At 66.6% G+C, this 16,448-nt stretch carries 15 protein-coding genes and 3 tRNA genes; 12 read left to right on the plus strand and 6 right to left on the minus strand.

All coding sequences use genetic code 11. The annotated features are described in order from the left end of the window. Position 1: 1 nt before the first annotated feature. Entirely contained in the window at positions 2–943 is a 942-nt protein-coding gene (locus tag ACSQ12_RS02165; RefSeq protein WP_436066914.1) for an ABC transporter ATP-binding protein, read from the plus strand. Beyond that, entirely contained in the window at positions 933–1,823 is an 891-nt protein-coding gene (locus ACSQ12_RS02170) for an ABC transporter permease (protein WP_436064149.1), read from the plus strand. The genes ACSQ12_RS02165 and ACSQ12_RS02170 overlap by 11 nt, the downstream gene beginning before the upstream one ends. Positions 1,824–1,834: 11 nt before the next feature. Here the strand turns inward: ACSQ12_RS02170 and ACSQ12_RS02175 are convergent, their stop codons facing one another. Further along, entirely contained in the window at positions 1,835–3,271 is a 1,437-nt protein-coding gene (locus tag ACSQ12_RS02175) for a C40 family peptidase (RefSeq protein WP_436064150.1), read from the minus strand. 317 nt (positions 3,272–3,588) lie between these two features. Here ACSQ12_RS02175 and ACSQ12_RS02180 point away from each other — a divergent pair, with 317 nt between their 5' ends. Continuing rightward, positions 3,589–5,235, plus strand: coding sequence for an S-layer homology domain-containing protein (locus ACSQ12_RS02180; protein WP_436064151.1), 1,647 nt, complete (start codon positions 3,589–3,591; stop codon positions 5,233–5,235). Between the two features lie 63 nt (positions 5,236–5,298). On the opposite strand, the gene ACSQ12_RS02185 is transcribed toward ACSQ12_RS02180, so the two are convergent. Genes ACSQ12_RS02185 through ACSQ12_RS02195 form a run of 3 tightly spaced genes read right to left on the minus strand, consistent with a single transcriptional unit; the run spans position 5,299 to position 7,676 of the window. After that, the gene (locus ACSQ12_RS02185) at positions 5,299–6,225 is read right to left on the minus strand and encodes a cation diffusion facilitator family transporter (RefSeq protein ID WP_209747824.1); all 927 of its coding nucleotides are present in this window, start codon (positions 6,223–6,225) and stop codon (positions 5,299–5,301) included. A gap of 14 nt (positions 6,226–6,239) precedes the next feature. Continuing rightward, positions 6,240–6,665 carry a metallopeptidase family protein gene (locus tag ACSQ12_RS02190; RefSeq protein WP_209747823.1) on the minus strand — a complete coding sequence of 142 codons (426 nt, stop codon included), beginning with the start codon at positions 6,663–6,665 and terminating at the stop codon, positions 6,240–6,242. A gap of 9 nt (positions 6,666–6,674) precedes the next feature. Further along, on the minus strand, positions 6,675–7,676 hold the full coding sequence (locus ACSQ12_RS02195; protein WP_436064152.1) for a DMT family transporter: 1,002 nt from the start codon (positions 7,674–7,676) through the stop codon (positions 6,675–6,677). A gap of 214 nt (positions 7,677–7,890) precedes the next feature. Here ACSQ12_RS02195 and ACSQ12_RS02200 point away from each other — a divergent pair, with 214 nt between their 5' ends. After that, positions 7,891–8,238, plus strand: a complete 348-nt coding sequence (locus ACSQ12_RS02200) for a VOC family protein (RefSeq protein WP_209747819.1) — start codon at positions 7,891–7,893, stop codon at positions 8,236–8,238. A gap of 40 nt (positions 8,239–8,278) precedes the next feature. Here ACSQ12_RS02200 and ACSQ12_RS02205 read toward each other — a convergent pair whose 3' ends face one another. Beyond that, positions 8,279–9,160 (minus strand): ArgP/LysG family DNA-binding transcriptional regulator, encoded by an 882-nt coding sequence (locus ACSQ12_RS02205; RefSeq protein WP_436064153.1) that lies wholly within the window; start codon positions 9,158–9,160, stop codon positions 8,279–8,281. Between the two features lie 81 nt (positions 9,161–9,241). On the opposite strand from ACSQ12_RS02205, the gene ACSQ12_RS02210 reads away from it, so the two are divergent. Next, a complete protein-coding gene (locus ACSQ12_RS02210; RefSeq protein ID WP_436064154.1) occupies positions 9,242–9,832 on the plus strand; it encodes a LysE/ArgO family amino acid transporter in 591 nt (196 codons plus the stop codon). 42 nt (positions 9,833–9,874) lie between these two features. Here the strand turns inward: ACSQ12_RS02210 and ACSQ12_RS02215 are convergent, their stop codons facing one another. Beyond that, positions 9,875–10,894 (minus strand): PHP domain-containing protein, encoded by a 1,020-nt coding sequence (locus tag ACSQ12_RS02215; RefSeq protein ID WP_436064155.1) that lies wholly within the window; start codon positions 10,892–10,894, stop codon positions 9,875–9,877. Positions 10,895–11,067: 173 nt separating this feature from the next. On the opposite strand from ACSQ12_RS02215, the gene ACSQ12_RS02220 reads away from it, so the two are divergent. The 7 genes from ACSQ12_RS02220 to ACSQ12_RS02250 all read left to right on the plus strand — a co-directional run bounded on the left by ACSQ12_RS02220 (position 11,068) and on the right by ACSQ12_RS02250 (position 16,399). Continuing rightward, a tRNA-Glu gene (locus tag ACSQ12_RS02220) sits at positions 11,068–11,140 on the plus strand. Positions 11,141–11,236: 96 nt separating this feature from the next. Then, a tRNA-Asp gene (locus ACSQ12_RS02225) sits at positions 11,237–11,310 on the plus strand. 48 nt (positions 11,311–11,358) lie between these two features. After that, positions 11,359–11,434: transfer RNA gene (locus ACSQ12_RS02230), tRNA-Phe, on the plus strand. Positions 11,435–11,547: 113 nt separating this feature from the next. Then, positions 11,548–12,015 carry a universal stress protein gene (locus ACSQ12_RS02235; RefSeq protein WP_209747812.1) on the plus strand — a complete coding sequence of 156 codons (468 nt, stop codon included), beginning with the start codon at positions 11,548–11,550 and terminating at the stop codon, positions 12,013–12,015. 369 nt (positions 12,016–12,384) lie between these two features. Continuing rightward, positions 12,385–13,509, plus strand: a complete 1,125-nt coding sequence (locus ACSQ12_RS02240) for a LacI family DNA-binding transcriptional regulator (RefSeq protein WP_436064156.1) — start codon at positions 12,385–12,387, stop codon at positions 13,507–13,509. Between the two features lie 78 nt (positions 13,510–13,587). Next, the gene (locus ACSQ12_RS02245; RefSeq protein ID WP_209747810.1) at positions 13,588–15,267 is read left to right on the plus strand and encodes an ABC transporter substrate-binding protein; all 1,680 of its coding nucleotides are present in this window, start codon (positions 13,588–13,590) and stop codon (positions 15,265–15,267) included. Positions 15,268–15,421: 154 nt separating this feature from the next. Then, a complete protein-coding gene (locus tag ACSQ12_RS02250) occupies positions 15,422–16,399 on the plus strand; it encodes an ABC transporter permease (RefSeq protein WP_436064157.1) in 978 nt (325 codons plus the stop codon). Positions 16,400–16,448: the final 49 nt, after the last annotated feature.

Here is a 16,448-nt window from a genome sequence, read left to right on the forward strand (position 1 = left end):
ACTGGCCATAGAGACGCGCGGCCTCAGCAAAAGATTCGGCCATCAACTGGCCGTGGACGGCGTGGACCTGGCCGTCCCGAAGGGGTCCGTGTTTGGTTTCCTGGGTCCGAACGGCTCCGGGAAGACCACCACCATCCGCATGATGCTGGGCCTCGCGGCGGCCACGGATGGCTCCGTCAGTGTGCTGGGGCTCGCCATGCCGGACCGCTTCCACGAGGTCCTGCCGCGCGTGGGCGCCCTGGTGGAAGGTCCGGCGTTCTACCCGTTCCTTTCCGGGGCCGCCAATCTCCGGCGGCTCGATGCTGCAGACCCGTATGCCGCAACGTCAACACGGCGTGCCCGGGTGGAGGCCGCGCTGGAACGCGTGGGCCTGACGCACGCGGCCGGGAAGAAGGTCCGCGCGTATTCGCTCGGCATGAAACAGCGACTGGGCATCGCCAACGCGCTCCTCTCGCCCCGTGAACTGCTGGTGCTCGACGAACCCACCAACGGGCTGGACCCGCAGGGAACCCGCGAAGTGCGCTCCCTGGTTCGTTCCCTCGCGGCGGACGGTGCCACGGTTTTCGTCTCCAGCCACCTGCTGGCCGAAGTGGAGCAGATCTGCACCCACGCGGCGGTCATGAGTGCGGGGCGGCTGGTGGCGCAGGGAACGCTGGCTGAACTGCGCGACGCGGGCAAGACGCGGATCCGCCTGGTCACGCCCGACGCCAGACTGGCCGAGGGTGTGTTCACGACGCTGGGAATGTCCCCGGCAGGCGGTCGGAGCAATGGAGCGCTGGTTTACGGCGACGGCGGGCAGTCGGGGGAGGTCGTGGAGCCTGAGGCCGTGGTAGCCGCCCTTGTGGCTGCGGGGGTGCGGGTGCGCGGCTTCGCTGTGGAACAGGGCAGCTTGGAAGACCGCTTTGTGGCGCTGACGGGGGAGGGGTTCGACATTGCCCAATAAAGGTGTGGCCGCTGGCGCCGCGACTGCCAGCGATGCGGCTCCGGGGACGCCACCGGCCAAGGCGTCCTCCGGATGGCCGTTGCTTGCCTCGGAACTGAGCGTACTTTTCCGCCGGCGCCGGACCTGGGCCATGCTGCTGGCGCTCGCCGCCGTGCCCGTGCTGATGGCCGTCGCTGTCCGGGTCTCCTCGGCCGTGCCGCCCGGCCGCGGGCCTGCCTTCCTGGACAGGATCAGCCAGAACGGGCTGTTCGTGGGGGTGACGGCGCTGCTGGTGTGTGTGCCGCTTTTCCTGCCGCTCACGGTGGGCGTGGTGGCCGGGGACACGATCGCGGGCGAGGCGGGCCTGGGGACCTTGCGTTATCTCCTCGTGGCCCCGGCCGGCCGCGTTCGGTTGCTGCTGGTCAAGTATGCGGGCGCTGCCGCGTTCTGCATCGTCGCCCCGTTGGTCGTGGCGCTGGCCGGGGCGGGCATTGGAGCGGCGCTGTTTCCGGTGGGGCCGGTGACGCTGCTGTCTGGCGACGTGATCACCGCCCAGGAGGCTGTCCTGCGACTGGTCCTCGTAGCCGCCTACCTGACGGTGTCCCTGCTGGGGTTGTCCGCCGTCGGGCTCTTCCTGTCCACCCTGACGGATGTCCCGGTGGGCGCCATGGCGGCCACCATCGTGGCATCCGTGGTGTCCCAGGTGATGGGCGAGCTGCCCCAGCTGGAGTGGCTGCACCCCTGGTTGTTCAGCCACTACTGGTTCGGTTTTGCAGACCTGCTGCGTCAGCCGATTGCCTGGGATTCCTTTGCCGGGAACGCGTTGCTGCAGGCCGGCTACATCGCGGTCTTCGGGGCACTCGCCTACGGCCGGTTCATCACCAAGGACGTGCTGTCCTAGTACGAAGCCGGCTAATACCGCGCAACGGTGGGATGGAGCTGCATTCCGGCCATCCAGGCCAGGTCCGTCACCGTGATGCCGTCTTCCGGGTTGAGGGCCTGGACCACGCGGCCGCCGCCGAGGTAGATCCCCACATGATAGAAATCGGGGGCCGATCCCCAGACCAGGAGGTCGCCGGGCTGCGCCTGGGAGAGCGGCACGTGCACCGGTGCCTGGGCGTACTGCTGGGCAGCCGTGCGCGGAAGGTATTTACCGGCAGCGGCGAACGCGTTCTGCACCAGCCCGGAACAGTCGAACCCGAGCGGGCCGGAGCCGCCGTATTTGTAGAAATAGGGTGATCCCACCTTGCTGAGTGCCACCGAGATTGCGGTCTGGTTCGAGCCGCCGGGGGACGGGGCAGGGACGGGGGCTGGCGCCGGCGCGGGAACCACCGGCGCAGGGTTGACCGGCTCGGGTGCAGGAGGGGCAGGAGCCGGTGGTGCCGGAGGGGCGGGTGCAGGCGGTGCCGGATTCGCCGGCGCAGGGGCAGCAGGTGCCGGCGACGCCGGGGCGGGCGCTGCGGGTGCGGCAGGGGCCGGTGCGGCGGGCCTGTTCTGTGCACCGGAGTCCTGCGTCGCAGCCTGGGCGGCCGCTGCGGCGGTGACGGCCGCCAGCCGTTCCTGGGCGCGCTGGCGGTCCAAGGCATCGACGCGGGCGGATTCGAGTGCCACCGTAGTGTTCTTGAGGTTTGCCAGCTGGTCCACCAGCACGTTCCGCTGGGCTTTCGCCTCGGACACGGCCTTCGCCTGGGCGGCGTTGGCGCGTTCGGCTTCAGCCTTGCGGTCCTCGGCCGCTCTGGCCGCGTCATCGGCGGCACGGTTGGCGTCCTCCGCCGCGGCGGTCAGGGACTTGGCCGCCGAAGCGGCGTTTTCGGCCGCCTCAAATGCCCGGCTGCGGCTTGCGGAGATGGCTTCCAGGGTGGCGGCCTGCTTCAGCACTTCGCCGTTACCGCTGACAAATGTGCTCAGCGCCGGGTTGAGGCCGCCGTTGCGGTACAGGTCCCCGGCCAGCTGCCCTACCTGCTTGCGGGTTTTTGCCTGTTCGGCCTCGGCGGAGGCGGCCCTCGCTGAGGCGAGCGTGGCTGCATCCCGGCGGATTTCCAGGGTGACCAGGGCGTCGCCGTAGGCATTGTTGGCCTGCATGGCGGCGGCAAAGCTTGCTTCCTGGGCGGCGGCCGCGTCCGCCAGGATGCGGTCGATTCTGGTGACCTGGTCCGCCGTCGCGCTTTCGCTGGCTTTGGCGGCCGCGATTTCTTCGGGAGAGGGGATTTCCGGCGAGGCCGGAACGCTCAGGGCGGGCACTGCGGTCCGCGGAAGCGGCGCTGCCCCGGCCGGCAGGGCGAGGGATCCGAGGAGTACGACGGCGGTGCACAGCACAGCCGCTTTGCGGCCGGATCCGGTCAAACCCATCAAGTAACCTCGCAACAGTCAGGCTGGAGTGAGCGAGGAGAATGAAGTTTCACCGGTGATTGTCACAAGTAAATGCCCCGCTGCGGAGACCCAGCACACCCGAGGCTACGTGGCTAGCTGCAACTTTGGCAACACTAGTCACATCAATAACATAAACAACAACAGTGTCATTTCGTCACATTGAGGGGCGGCGTGTCGGGGGAAAGCGTCTAACGGAGGGGCCAGAACAGGTAGTCGGCACGCTAGCGGCAGAGTGAATGCCGGACTTACCCTGTTGGGGACTGGGGGCGTGATCAGTTCGAGTAGGGGGATTTCTCGTGCAACAACGCCGTCCTCAACAGCACTTCGTCCGTCTCCGCCGTGGAACGGCGGGTGTTGCGGTCCTCCTCGCCGTGATGTTGGTAGTGCTCGGCGCTGCCGCCCCGATGGCGGCGTCGACCTCCGGCTACTGGGTGTCGGCGTCGTTTCCTGCCGCCGGGAACAGCCGGTTCACGCCGTCGCTGGCGGTCGATCCGGCAGGCTCAAGGATCTACGTTCCCCATCTCCTGTATATGAACCCGGGAAATGTCACGGTCCAGGACGCCGCCACCGGCGCCATCCAGGCCACCATTCCGGGCGCCATGGGCACCCTCGGCGTTGTGCTCAGCGACGACGGTTCGCGGCTCTACATCGCCAACAGCGGCAATACCCAGAACCCCCGCAACCAGGGCACGGGGCCCGGCATTGTCCAGGTGGTCGACGCCCGGACCAACACCGTGACGGCGAGCATCGAAACTGACCGGGGCGGCGGGCGCCTGACGCTCTCGCCGGACGGTCGCACGCTCTTCGGCGCCATGTACGAGGGTCGCAACGTGACGTTCATCGACACCGCCTCGAATGCGATTACCGCCAAGGTTCCGGTTCCCGGCCAGCCAGGCGGACGGGTCGCAGTCAGCCCGGACGGCGGCACGCTCTACGTCGGTGATTCGTATGCGGGCGGAGTCCACGTCGTTTCTGTCGCGGAGCGGAGGGTCGTAAAATCCGTTGAAACCGGCTGCACGTCCAACTCAGACCTGACGCTCAACCCCTCCGGATCCCGGCTTTACATCACGGGATGCATGTACCCGGGCACCCTGGGGATTGTCGACACCGGCACCATGGCGTCGCACACTATCCCGCTCACCGGCGCACCTGGCGCCGTTGCGTTCAGCCCGGACGGAGGCAAGGCGTACGTTGTCGACAGCAGCGAAAACGGTCACGTCCTTGTCCTCGACGCCGCCACCGAAACGGTCGCGGCGACCTTCCCGGTGGGGCGGAACCCCACGGGCATCGTGGTGACCCGCGACGGCTCAGCACTCTTCATCGTCCACGGCGGTTCCGCAGTCTCGCGTGTGGACCTGGTGGAAAACGGACGGCAGGCTTTCAGCGACGTTCCCGCGGGCGCCCCCTTCGTCCACGAGATCAGCTGGCTCTCGAACTCAGGGATCAGCACCGGCTATCCCGACGGCTCCTTCAGGCCGCTGGAATCCGTTCAACGGGACGCGATGGCCGCCTTCCTGTTCCGGAAGGCGGGATCCCCGGCCTGGTTTGTTCCGCCCGCCGTCTCGCCCTTCAAGGACCTGGGCCCCGGAGACATGTTCTACAAGGAGATCACCTGGCTGGCCGGCCAAGGCATCACCACAGGCTACGACGATGGCACCTTCCGGCCCCGGGCGCCGGTTTCGCGCGAAGCCATGGCTGCGTTCCTGTACCGGTACGCCACAACGTTGGCGGGGGCGCCCGCCTATGCCGCCCCTCCAACCGCGCCGTTCACCGACGTCCGTCCCGGCGACGCCTTCCACCGTGAAGTGAGCTGGGCGGCCGCAGCAGGGATCACCACCGGCTATCCGGACGGCACCTTCCGGCCCCGGGCCGCGGTTTCCCGCGAAGCGACGGCCGCGTTCCTGTACCGGCTCACCAACCCTGACAAGCCCATGCCGCGCTAGCCCAGGAGGCGGGAACCGTGCCGGGAGCCCCGGACGGGAGGCAGCCTCCGTGGGCGCTACCGCTCAGGCGTGCTGGTGGGACTCGTGCTCAGAGTGGCTCTCGGGTTCCAGCTGGAAGGTGCAGTGTTCGGTGTCGAAGTGCGAGCCCAGGCAGGTGGCGAGCTTGTCCAGCACCTGGTCCGCCCCGCGTGCGCTGAGAACGGCGTCTTCCACCACCACGTGGGCCGAGAAGACGGGCACTCCGGAGGTGATGGTCCAGATGTGGATGTCGTGCACGGACACGACGCCGTCCACGGACAGGATGTGCTCCCGGATCATCTGGACTTCAACGCCTTTGGGCGTGGCCTCAAGCAGCACGTCCACCACGTCGCGGAGCAAGTGCCACGCCCGCGGGATGATCATCACGGCGATGACCATGGAGGCAATGGTGTCTGCCGCCTGGAACCCGGTCACCATGATCACCACGGCGGCGGCAATGACGGCGAACGATCCCAGCAGGTCCCCAAGCACCTCAAGGTAGGCGCCCCGCACATTGAGGCTTTCCTTCTGGGCGCTGCGCAGGATCAGCAGGGACACGAGGTTGGCCACGGCGCCAAGGATGGCGGCGTAGAGCATCACGTCGGTCTGGACTTCGGGAGCCGCGCCGATCCGACGGATGGCTTCGGTGAAGATCACCACGGAAATGACAATCAGCACCAGTGCATTGGCCAGGGCGGCGAGGACCTCGGCGCGCTGGTAGCCATAGGTCCGCTGGTCGCTCGCGGGCCGGGTGGCAATCCAGGCTGCCAGCAGGGCGATGAACACTCCGGCGGCGTCGGACAGCATGTGCCCGGCGTCGGCGAGCAGGGCCAGGGAGCCGGAAATGACGGCGCCGATGATCTGGATCAGGACCACTGCCAGGGTGATGCCGAGGACGGCGATGAGGCGCTTGCGGTGCTTGCCCGTGGCAGTGCCCGTCATACCGTGAGAGTGGCTGTGGTCGTGTCCCATGCCTACAAGGCTAGCTAGTCCCAGCCGAGTTCGTGCAGCCGTTCGTCGCTGATGCCGAAGTGGTGGGCAATCTCATGCGTCACGGTGACTGCCACCTCCTGGATCACTTCTTCCCGGGAGGAGCAGATTTCCAGGATGGGCTGGCGGTAGATGGTGATCCGGTCCGGCAGCGACCCCGCGCCCCACCACGCGTCACGCTCGGTCAGCGGAACGCCTTCGTAGAGCCCCAGCAATACCGTGTCCGGGTCCTCGCCGGGCTGCGGGACGTAGTCGTCCTCGATGAACACGGCGACGTTGTCCATGGCCTTGGCCACGTCCGGCGGGATGCGCTCCAGGGCGTCGCTGACGGCCGACTCGAAATCCGCCTCGGTCATGGGGAAGGGCGCATCGTCCGCCCCGTCCGGGACGATCGGCAGGCCGGGCGGCAGGTTGGCGGGCATACCAAGACTCTAGCGGGATTTGCGCCGCGTCAGCCCCACTCCCACCAGGCAGATCACGCCGCCCACAAGGCCCCACACAGTGGGCACTTCGCCGAGCACCAGCCAGGAGATGAGGATGGTGGTGCCGGGCACCAGGTACGTGGTGGCGGCCAGCTTCCCGGCATCGATGAGGGACAGCGCGTACGCCCAGGTGGTGAAGGCGATCGCCGTCGGGAAGATCCCCAGGTACACCAGCCCCAGGGTGGCCGGGAGCGGCGCCTGCTGCAGCTCGGCGGCCAGCTGGCCGCTGAACGGCAGGCAGCAGACTGCACCCACCATGATGCCGAACCACGTGGCCTGGGCCGCGGGGAACTTCCTCAGCACGGGCTTCTGGATGATCACGCTGACGGCGGCGAGCACAGCGGCGAGGAGGCAGAGCAGCACGCCGGCCACATCCGCCGTCGAACGCTGTCCCGAACTGAGCGCAATCACAGCGACGCCGGTGAACGCTATCAGGCTGCCGATGATCAGCCAGCGCGGGAAGCCTTCCTTGAGCAGGAGTCCGGCCATCACTGCCACCAGGATGGGGTTGACGTTGATCAGCAGGGCGGCGGTGCCGGCGTCCAGCAGGTGCTCGGCGGCGTTGAGGGCCACGTTGTAGCCGCCGAACCACATCACGCCGTAGGCGAGGATGGGCCACCATTCCCGGCCCTTGGGCAGTATCCGCAGCTTGGGCAGCACCACCAGGCCGAGGACGACGGCGGCAATCGCCAGCCGTCCCAGGGTCAGGGAACCGGGTGAGAAGCTTGGGCCCACGGCGCGGATGCCCACGAACGCGGAGGCCCACAGGACCACGGTGACGACGACGGCGGCGACTCCCAGTTTGTTGACCGGCGCCTTCCCTGGGGAGGGATGCGGCGCGGGGGTGTTGCCGTGTGACGGTGGTTGCGGGGCAGATGCTGGTGCGGCGTGCGGAGACCCTTCGTGGGGGCCGGCGGACGGCGTGGGGCCGGATTCGGCGGTGGTTGCCATGCTGCCAATCTAGCCCTTGCAGCCGCGGTGGGGCTGGCGGAAATCGGCCACGTCTAGTCGAGATCCTGCCAAAGTTGCCTCGGTGCCGGTGCCGGTGCCGGCGCCGGTGGCGCCGCCGGGGCGCCAAGTCCAAACGGTTACGACCTAGACTCGAGCCAACATGTCGAAAACGTCCATCCCGTGGCTGGCAGGTCATGGATGCGGAAGGAGTTCCATGAATCCGATCACGCCGAGAATTGGCACGGTCTTTGTCCCGGTCAGCGATGTGGAAGCGGCCAGGGACTGGTACTGCCGGCTGCTGGGTGTACCGGCCGACGGCGAGATCCTCTTTGGTCACCTCTATGTGCTGCCGGTCGAGGGCACCGGACTCGTCCTGGACAGCAGGATTTATTCGCAGGACGTCGTTTTCAAGGTGCCCGCTTTTCATCTCGACACCCAGGACGTCCAGGCAGCGCACAACTATGCGGTTGAACTGGGCGCCGATCCGGCGGACATCCAGCACGGGCAATGGTTCAACTTCCGGGATCCTGACGGCAATGCCCTGATGGTCTGCCAGTGCTAGCGTCCCGCTCCGCGGTGGAGTGCTTTCGGGTCTGTGGCGCTCACCTCAGCACGCGTGCAGCGTCCTGGATGGCGGCGGCCACGCCGTCCAGGACTGCCGAGCCATAGCGCCATTGCTGCCAGTGCAGCGGCACATCGACGAAGGACTTGGAAGCCATCAGCCGCAGCGTGCCCTGGTCGAGGTCGTCGCCGATTTCCAGCTCGGGAAGCAGGCCCCACCCCATGCCCAGCCGGATCGCCTCGCCGAACTCGTGTGCCGCCGGCACGTAATGGCGGGGCGGTTGGAGGGATTTCCGGCTGAACCGCCGCAGGTAGCGGTCCTGGAGGTCGTCCTTGCGGTCGAAGATGATGACGGGAGCCTTGGCCAGTGACTCCGCCGTGGCGCCGTCGTCGAACCACGAGCCGGCGAAGGCCGGAGTGCAGACCGGGAGGTAGCGCATGACGCCGAGCCGGCGCGAACTGCAGCCCGGGGCCGGCTTTTGGGTGGCCGTGATGGCCGCCGCCGCTGCCCCGCTGCGGAGGAGCTCCAGCGAATAGTCCTGGTCCTCGCGCAGGATCTCCAGCTGGACCGTGCCGGCCACCGCGGCCAGCCCGGCCATCGCCCAGGTGTGCAGCGAGTCGCTGTTGATCACCAGCGTCAGGCGGGTGTCCGGGTGCGGGTTCCCCGGCTGCAGTTCATCGGCGAGGTCTGCCGAGAGCATTTCGAGCTGCCGGGCGAACCGCACCACGGCCTGGCCGGACTCGGTCAGCTCGATGGGCCTCGTCCTTCTCAGCACGGGGCGGCCGACGGCCACCTCGAGGGCGCGGATGCGCTGGCTCACGGCGGAGGCGGTGACGGAAAGGTGGCTGGCGGCGGCGTCGAAACTTCCCTGCGCGACGATGGCCGCGAGAGTCCGGGCCTGGTCCGGATGGATGTCGATCATTAGCTCATCTTATCGAGCGACAGAATCTTTAACTGGTTTCATGCGGAGAGTCCTCATACCGTTGAAGGCGTGATTCTTCCCGTGCTCTCAGGACTGGCCAGCGGCCTGTCACTCATTGTCGCCATCGGCGCCCAGAATGCCTTCGTCCTCCGCCAAGGCATCCAGCGCTCGCATGTGGCGCTGGTTGTCGCGGTCTGCGCGGTTTCAGACCTTGTGCTGATCCTGCTGGGCGTGGCCGGCATCGGCGTCGTCATTGAACGCGCCCCGGCGGTGCTCGAGGTGGTGCGCTGGGCGGGGGCCGCTTTCCTGGCGGGCTACGGAGCCCTTGCCGCCTGGCGCGCCATCCGAGGGCAGGCGCTTGGTCAGCTGGAACCGGCCCGCGCTGTCAGCTGGGCAGCCGTCCTGGGGACAGGCCTCGCGTTCACGTGGCTGAACCCGCACGTCTACCTCGACACCGTGCTGCTGCTCGGGTCGCTGGCCAGTACGCACGGTCCGGACGGCCGGTGGTGGTTCGCCGCCGGCGCGGGACTGGCCAGCATCGCCTGGTTCACGGTCCTGGGCGTGGGCGCACGGTTCCTGGCGCCGGTCTTCCGGCGCCGGAGCGCGTGGCGCATCCTTGATGCCGTCATCGCCGCCGTCATGGTGACGATGGCCGTCCTGCTGGTCAGCTGAGTTCCGCCTGAACGTTCCGAGCCGGCCGTCATGTCCGGGCTGCTAGGCCCCGCGTCCGGACCACTCCAGCAGGCGGTCCAGCGGCCAGGTGTTGACAATCCGCTCGGCCGGCACGCTGTTCGATGCCGCACGTGCTGCGCCGTACTGCAGGAAATCCAGCTGGCCCGGAGCATGGGCGTCGCTGTCGATGCTGAAGAGGCAGCCGGCGTCGATGGCCAGCCGGATCAGCTCGTCCGGCGGATCCTGCCGCTCGGGGCGGGAATTTATTTCGACGGCGACCCCGTGCTCGGCGCACGCGGCGAACACCCGCTCGGCGTCGAACTCCGACTGGGGCCGCGTTCCCCGGGATCCCTGGAGCAGCCGTCCGGTGCAGTGGCCCAGGACGTTCATGTGCGGATCGCTGATGGCGCCCAACATCCGCGCGGTCATGGTGTGCCGGTCCGAACGGAGCTTGGAGTGGACGCTCGCCACCACAACGTCCAGGCGGTCCAGCATGTCCGGGGACTGGTCCAGTCTGCCGTCCTCCAGGATGTCCACCTCGATGCCGGCGAGCAGGCGGAAACCGCCGCTGCCGGCGTTGACGTCCGCAACGACGTCGAGCTGTTCCCGAAGCCGTTCGGCACTCAGGCCATTGGCGATCTTGAGGCTGGGGGAGTGGTCGGTCAGGGCAAGGTACTCCCGGCCCAAGGTGCGGGCGGCATCGGCCATGAGCTCGATCGGAGACCCGCCGTCGGACCAGTCGCTGTGGCTGTGCAGGTCTCCACGCAAGGCGGCGTGCAGTTCCGTGCCGCCTTCCGCGAGCGGCTGCTGCCCGCGTTGGCGCAGGCCCTCGAGGTAGTCGGGGACGCCGCCGTCCACCGCCTGCCTGATCACCTCGAAGGTCCTGTCCCCGATTCCCTTCATGCTCTTCAGCCGGCCGTTGCGCGCCCGGGCCTCGACCTCGCCCGGGTCGAGGGCTTCGATGATCCCGGCCGCTTTCCGGAAGGCCTGGACCTTGAACGTGGGGGCCAGCTCGCGTTCCAGCCAGAAGGCGATCTCATTGAGGGCATCAACGGCATCCATGAGTCCATCTTGCACCCGCCCTGCACCGGATCCTGCGGCAGCGTGATGCCGATTTTGGATATTCCCGGGGTCTGCCCTACACTTTTATAGTCCAGTTCGGAGCAACTCGAAAGGACAAAAACGAAAGGCTTCGGCCCTTTATTTTTGCCCTGACAGAGCCGGATTGAGTTCAGGCCCCCATCGTCTAGCGGCCTAGGACACCGCCCTTTCACGGCGGCGGCACGGGTTCGAATCCCGTTGGGGGTACGCAAGGAATGTGGTCAAACCGGATGGAAAAGTCTGGTAGGCTAAAGGCCTTGAAAAATTGCAGTAGCGATACTGCAGACAGCAAGAAAATAGCAAGGCCCTGTAGCGCAGTTGGTTAGCGCGCCGCCCTGTCACGGCGGAGGTCGCGGGTTCAAGTCCCGTCAGGGTCGCTCTGATTGCCAGAAGAAATTCCGGCCGTCAAGGTGACATGTCACCTAGGCTCTGTAGCTCAGTTGGTAGAGCGTTCGACTGAAAATCGAAAGGTCACCGGATCGACGCCGGTCGGAGCCACCACTGGGAAGCATCAGTTCTTCGGAGCTGGTGCTTTTCTTCTTTAACCGCGAACTTTGCGAAAGTAGAGCCGTTCGGCCCGATGCCCGGTGCCGCGGATGGCGCTATTCTCAGCCATGGGTCCGTCACAAAGCCAAGAGAAACCTCGGATCGTTGTCGGTGTTGATGGTTCCGCGATGTCTGTCGCAGCGCTGCGCTGGGCCGCGCGGATTGCCCCTGCCCTGGACGCCACGATTACGGCCGTTGCCGCCTGGCACTTCCCGGTTGATACGGGTTTCGGCTGGTCCACGCCGCCGGACTGGGACCCGGAGGCAGGAGCCAGGGAGGTTCTCAAGGAAGCGCTCACGGCTGCCTTCGGCGACAAGCCGCCTCATGGACTCACCCAGCGGACGGTCATGGGGCACGCTGCCTACGTCCTGATCGAGGAAAGCCGCAGTGCCCAGATGCTGGTTGTGGGTTCCCGCGGCCACGGCGGCTTTGCCGGGCTCTTGCTGGGATCGGTCAGCTCCGCCTGCGCGGAGCATGCCCAGTGTCCCGTGATGGTGGTCCACGGAGCCGACCCTCAGGATGGCGCCCCCTCCTGAGATCAGCGCCGGCTGCCTCCCGAGGCTCCCGCCCGCCGGTTTTCCCCGTCGCGTGGTCGTTTCCCCCCGTAAGCCGTAGGGGATTAGGCCATTTCGGGGGGATTTTCTGGTGATACGAAGTGTCGCGCTGCCTCCGGCCTGGAAACCTAACTTTGTTGGCGGAACGTCGCCGTCTTGGTTCGCGCCGACGGGCAAGCCCCGGGAACGCCGTAGCTTCACCCGCAAGGCCGGAGCCGCCGCCGAAAATTGGTCGTTGACAGCATCCTAGTAACGCGCGTAACCTAAATCACACGCTCGAAGTAACGCGCGTTAGTAGTAGGTTTCAACTGGCCAGGGTGGCCAGCGCTGGCAAGACTTTCGGAGCATTCAATGGCGAAGAGCACACAGGCAGCGGCGTCGAAGACGGCCGCACCGGCCCGGACGGCCCCCGGCGTCTCCAAAGCCGTCTCCGTGGCCCCCGCACACCGGGGTGTCACCATGGCGGACGTGGCCAAGGCCGCCGGGGTGTCCCGCACCGCGGTGTCCTTCGTCCTGAGCAACCGCGAGAACGCCAGCATTTCGGAGGAGACCAAGCACCGCATCCTCGAAGCGGTCCAGACCCTGGGATACCGGCCCAACGCCGGTGCCCGGGCCCTCGCGTCGCAGCGCAGCGACTGGTATGGCATCGTCACGGAGATCGTCACGGCTCCGTTCGCCGTCGACATCATCAAGGGCGCGCAGGACCAGGCCTGGCTGTCCCGCCGGTTCCTGCTCATCGCACCCTCCGACCAGGCCGATGCAACAGGACCAAACCGGGGCATGGAAGATGCAGCCGTTGAAAAGCTACTGGAACAGAGAGTGGAAGGACTTCTTTACGCGGCCACGTACCACCGGGCCGTGCACGTTCCTAAAAGCGCCAACGAGGTCCCCACAGTCCTCATCAACTGCTTTGACGCGGACGGGAAGCTGCCCTCGATCGTTCCCGACGAGCGCGCCGGCGGCCGTGTCGCCGTCGAGCGTCTACTGCAAGCCGGCCACACCAGAATCGGTGTCATCAACTTGGATCCGGACATTCCCGCCGCCGTCGGCCGTTTGGAAGGATGCCGCGAAGCACTCGCCAAAGCAGGGCTGGAACTGGACCCTGAACTCGTCGTCTCAGGACATGCGACGGCGGACGGCGGCTACGAGGCCGCCTGCGAAATTCTTGACAAATATCGGGCCGGGGCAGGCAGGCCAACTGCCCTGTTCTGCCTCAACGACCGGATGGCTATGGGCGCTTACGACGCCATCAAGGAGCGCGGGCTCGCCATCCCCCAAGACATCGCCGTGATCGGCTTCGACAACCAGGAACTCATTGCGGCCTACCTCAGGCCCAAGCTGACCACGGTTGCGTTGCCCTTCGAGGAGATGGGTGCGCTGGGTGTCCAGACACTCGCAAGCCTTACAGCCGGACAGCCGATCACTGCACATCAGCAAATGGTCGACTGTCCGCTGCTAGAACGCTATTCAGTCTGACGGCAAATCAACTACTGAACAGCAACCCCAACCACACCTTCACCTTCAACAGCGAAGACGAGGAAAGAGATATCCATCATGACACAAGCACGATTCCTGAGGTCTGCCCGCATCGCAGCGGCCGGCCTGGCCATGGGTGCCCTGGTGCTCACGGGCTGCTCCGCCAACGCGGGCAACACCGGCTCCGCAAAGGCTGATGCCTCGGCCCAAAGCGCCCTCCTGACGATTCCCCGCGAAGACATGGGCACGTTCGTCCGGAACTTCAACCCGTTCGCCCCCACCGTGGCACCCATGACCCAGCAGGCCATCTACGAGTCCCTGCTCATCTACAACCCGGCCAACGGCGACACCACCCCGTGGCTGGCCAGTGAATGGAAGGCCGCAGAGGACGGCAAGTCCATCACCTTCACCCTCCGCGACGGCGTCAAGTGGTCCGACGGCCAGCCCCTGGTCCCTGCCGACGTGGTCACCACGTTCGCGCTGCAGAAGAAGATCAAGGGCGGCTACGACTACCTGGACACCGTCACGGCCGAGGGCGCCAACCAGGTCAAGTTCAGCTTCAAGACCGCCTGGTCCCCGGCACTGTTCGACCTCGGCCAGTTGAGCATCCTGCCGGACCACGTCTGGTCCAAGATTGCCGACCCCGAAAAGGACGCCAACGAAAAGCCGGTGGGCACGGGCCCCTACACCGAAGTGGACACCTTCCAGGCCCAGTCCTTCGTGCTGAAGAAGAACCCCAACTACTGGCAGCCGGAAAAGCAGAAGATCGCCGGCATCAAGATGCTCGCCTTCGCCGGGAACGACGGCGCCAACCTCGCCGCCGCGAACGGAGACGTGGACTGGGCGCCCCAGTACATGCCCAACATCGAGAAGACCTTCATTTCCAAGGACCCGGACCACCGCAAGTACTGGTTCCCGCCCACGGGCTCCATGATCAACTGGCAGCTCAACACCACCAAGGCCCCGTTCAACGACACTGACGTCCGCAAGGCCCTCAGCATGGCAGTGGACCGGGACCAGGTGACCAAGATCGGAATGAGCGGCTACACCAAGCCGGCGGACTGCACCGGACTTTCCGGCAACTACGAAACGTGGAAGAACAAAGAGGTCCAAGACAACTGCGAGTGGACCAAGCTCAACGTGGACGAGGCCAACAAGCTCCTGGACAAGGCCGGCTACGCCAAGGGCGCGGACGGCAAGCGCACCCTGAAGGACGGCAAGCCGTTCGAGTTCAAGATCTCCGTGGGCGCGGCGTCCTCCGACTGGCTCTCCGTGGCCAACGTGATCGCACAGAACCTCGCCGAAGTGGGCGTCACGGCCAAGGTGGATTCCCCGGACTGGGCTGCCGTGGTGGCAGGCTACGAAACCGGTGACTTCGATTCCGGCATCGTGTGGAGCGCCAACGACCCCAGCCCGTACAAGTACTTCGCGGGCATCATGGGCACCAGCACGGTCAAGCCGGTGGGGGAGAAGGCCTTCGAGAACTACCACCGCTTCGGCGATCCGAAGGCCGATGCCCTGCTGACCGAGTTCGCGGCCGCCGCTGACGAGGACACGCAGCACAGGATCGCGGACAAGCTCCAGGAGGAGTACAGCGCGGTTGCCCCGACCGTCCCGCTGTTCGCCGGCCCGGAATGGGGCGCTTACAACAACACCCGGTTCACCGGCTGGCCCACGGAAGAGAACCCTTACGCCACCCTGTCAGTCCGCGCCCCCACCACGGTGCTGGTCCTGACGTCGCTGGAACCGGCCAAGTAGCCGCGGACCCTCCGGGGCCGCTCCAGACCGCACGCCCGGCGCTGCTTCCGGCGCCGGGTGTGCGCCCCTCCCCATTACCTCCCCAAACCCGCAAGCTCGCTTGGGCCCTTCGGTAACGGGGCCCCATCTCCGCAATTCCCGAATGGAGGGAACCGTGCGCTTTATCCTGCGCCGCCTTGGTTTCTACCTGATCGCCTTCTGGGTGTCCATCACGTTGAATTTCCTGCTCCCGCGCTTTATGCCGGGGGACCCCGTATCCCGCATGTTTGCCCGCACCCAGGACCGCATGCAGCCCGAACAGATCGAGGCGCTGCGCAAGCTCCTCGGCGTCGACGACCGGCCCATCTGGCAACAGTACGTCGACTACCTGCACAACATGGTCACCGGCCAGATGGGCGTCTCCATCTCCCGTTTTCCCACGCCGGTCACGGAAGTGATTGCCTCACAGGTGGGCTGGACCCTCCTGCTGGGCGGAACCGCACTGGTGATCGCCGCCGTCGTGGGTAACCTGCTGGGGATCCTGGCCGCCTGGCGGCGCGGCGGTGCCATTGACTCCGCGCTCCCTCCCGTGCTGATCTTCATCGGTTCCTTCCCGTACTTCTGGCTCGCCATGGGTGCCCTCTATTTGTTCGGCGTCACGCTGGGCTGGTTCCCCATCCGGCACGCGTTCAGCGACACCATTGAGCCCAGCTTCAGCTGGGAGTTCATGTCCGACGTCGGGATGCACCTGGTGCTGCCGGCCCTCACCATCGTGCTGGTTTCGGTGGGCGGCTGGATGCTGGGCATGCGCAACACCATGATCGCCACCAACGCCGAGGACTACATCACCATGGCCGAGGCCAAGGGCCTGCGCCCCGGCCGGATCATGTTCCGCTACGCCGCTCGCAATGCCATGCTGCCGTCCGTGACCAGCTTCGGCATGAGCCTGGGCTTCGTGGTGGGCGGTGCGCTGCTGACCGAGGTGGTGTTCGCGTACCCCGGCGTGGGATACCAGCTCCTCAACGCCGTGCAGGGGCTCGACTACCCGCTCATGCAGGGCCTCTTCCTGACCATCACCGCCGCCGTGCTGCTGGCCAACTTCCTGGTGGACATCCTCTACGTCCGCCTCGACCCGCGTGTCCGCGCCAACTAGGAAGGACGGACCATGACCACTTCGATAGCAACCACCGCCTCCACAATGC

Origin of the sequence: Arthrobacter sp. LjRoot14, from assembly GCF_964253905.1 — a bacterium.
Classification (GTDB): domain Bacteria; phylum Actinomycetota; class Actinomycetes; order Actinomycetales; family Micrococcaceae; genus Arthrobacter.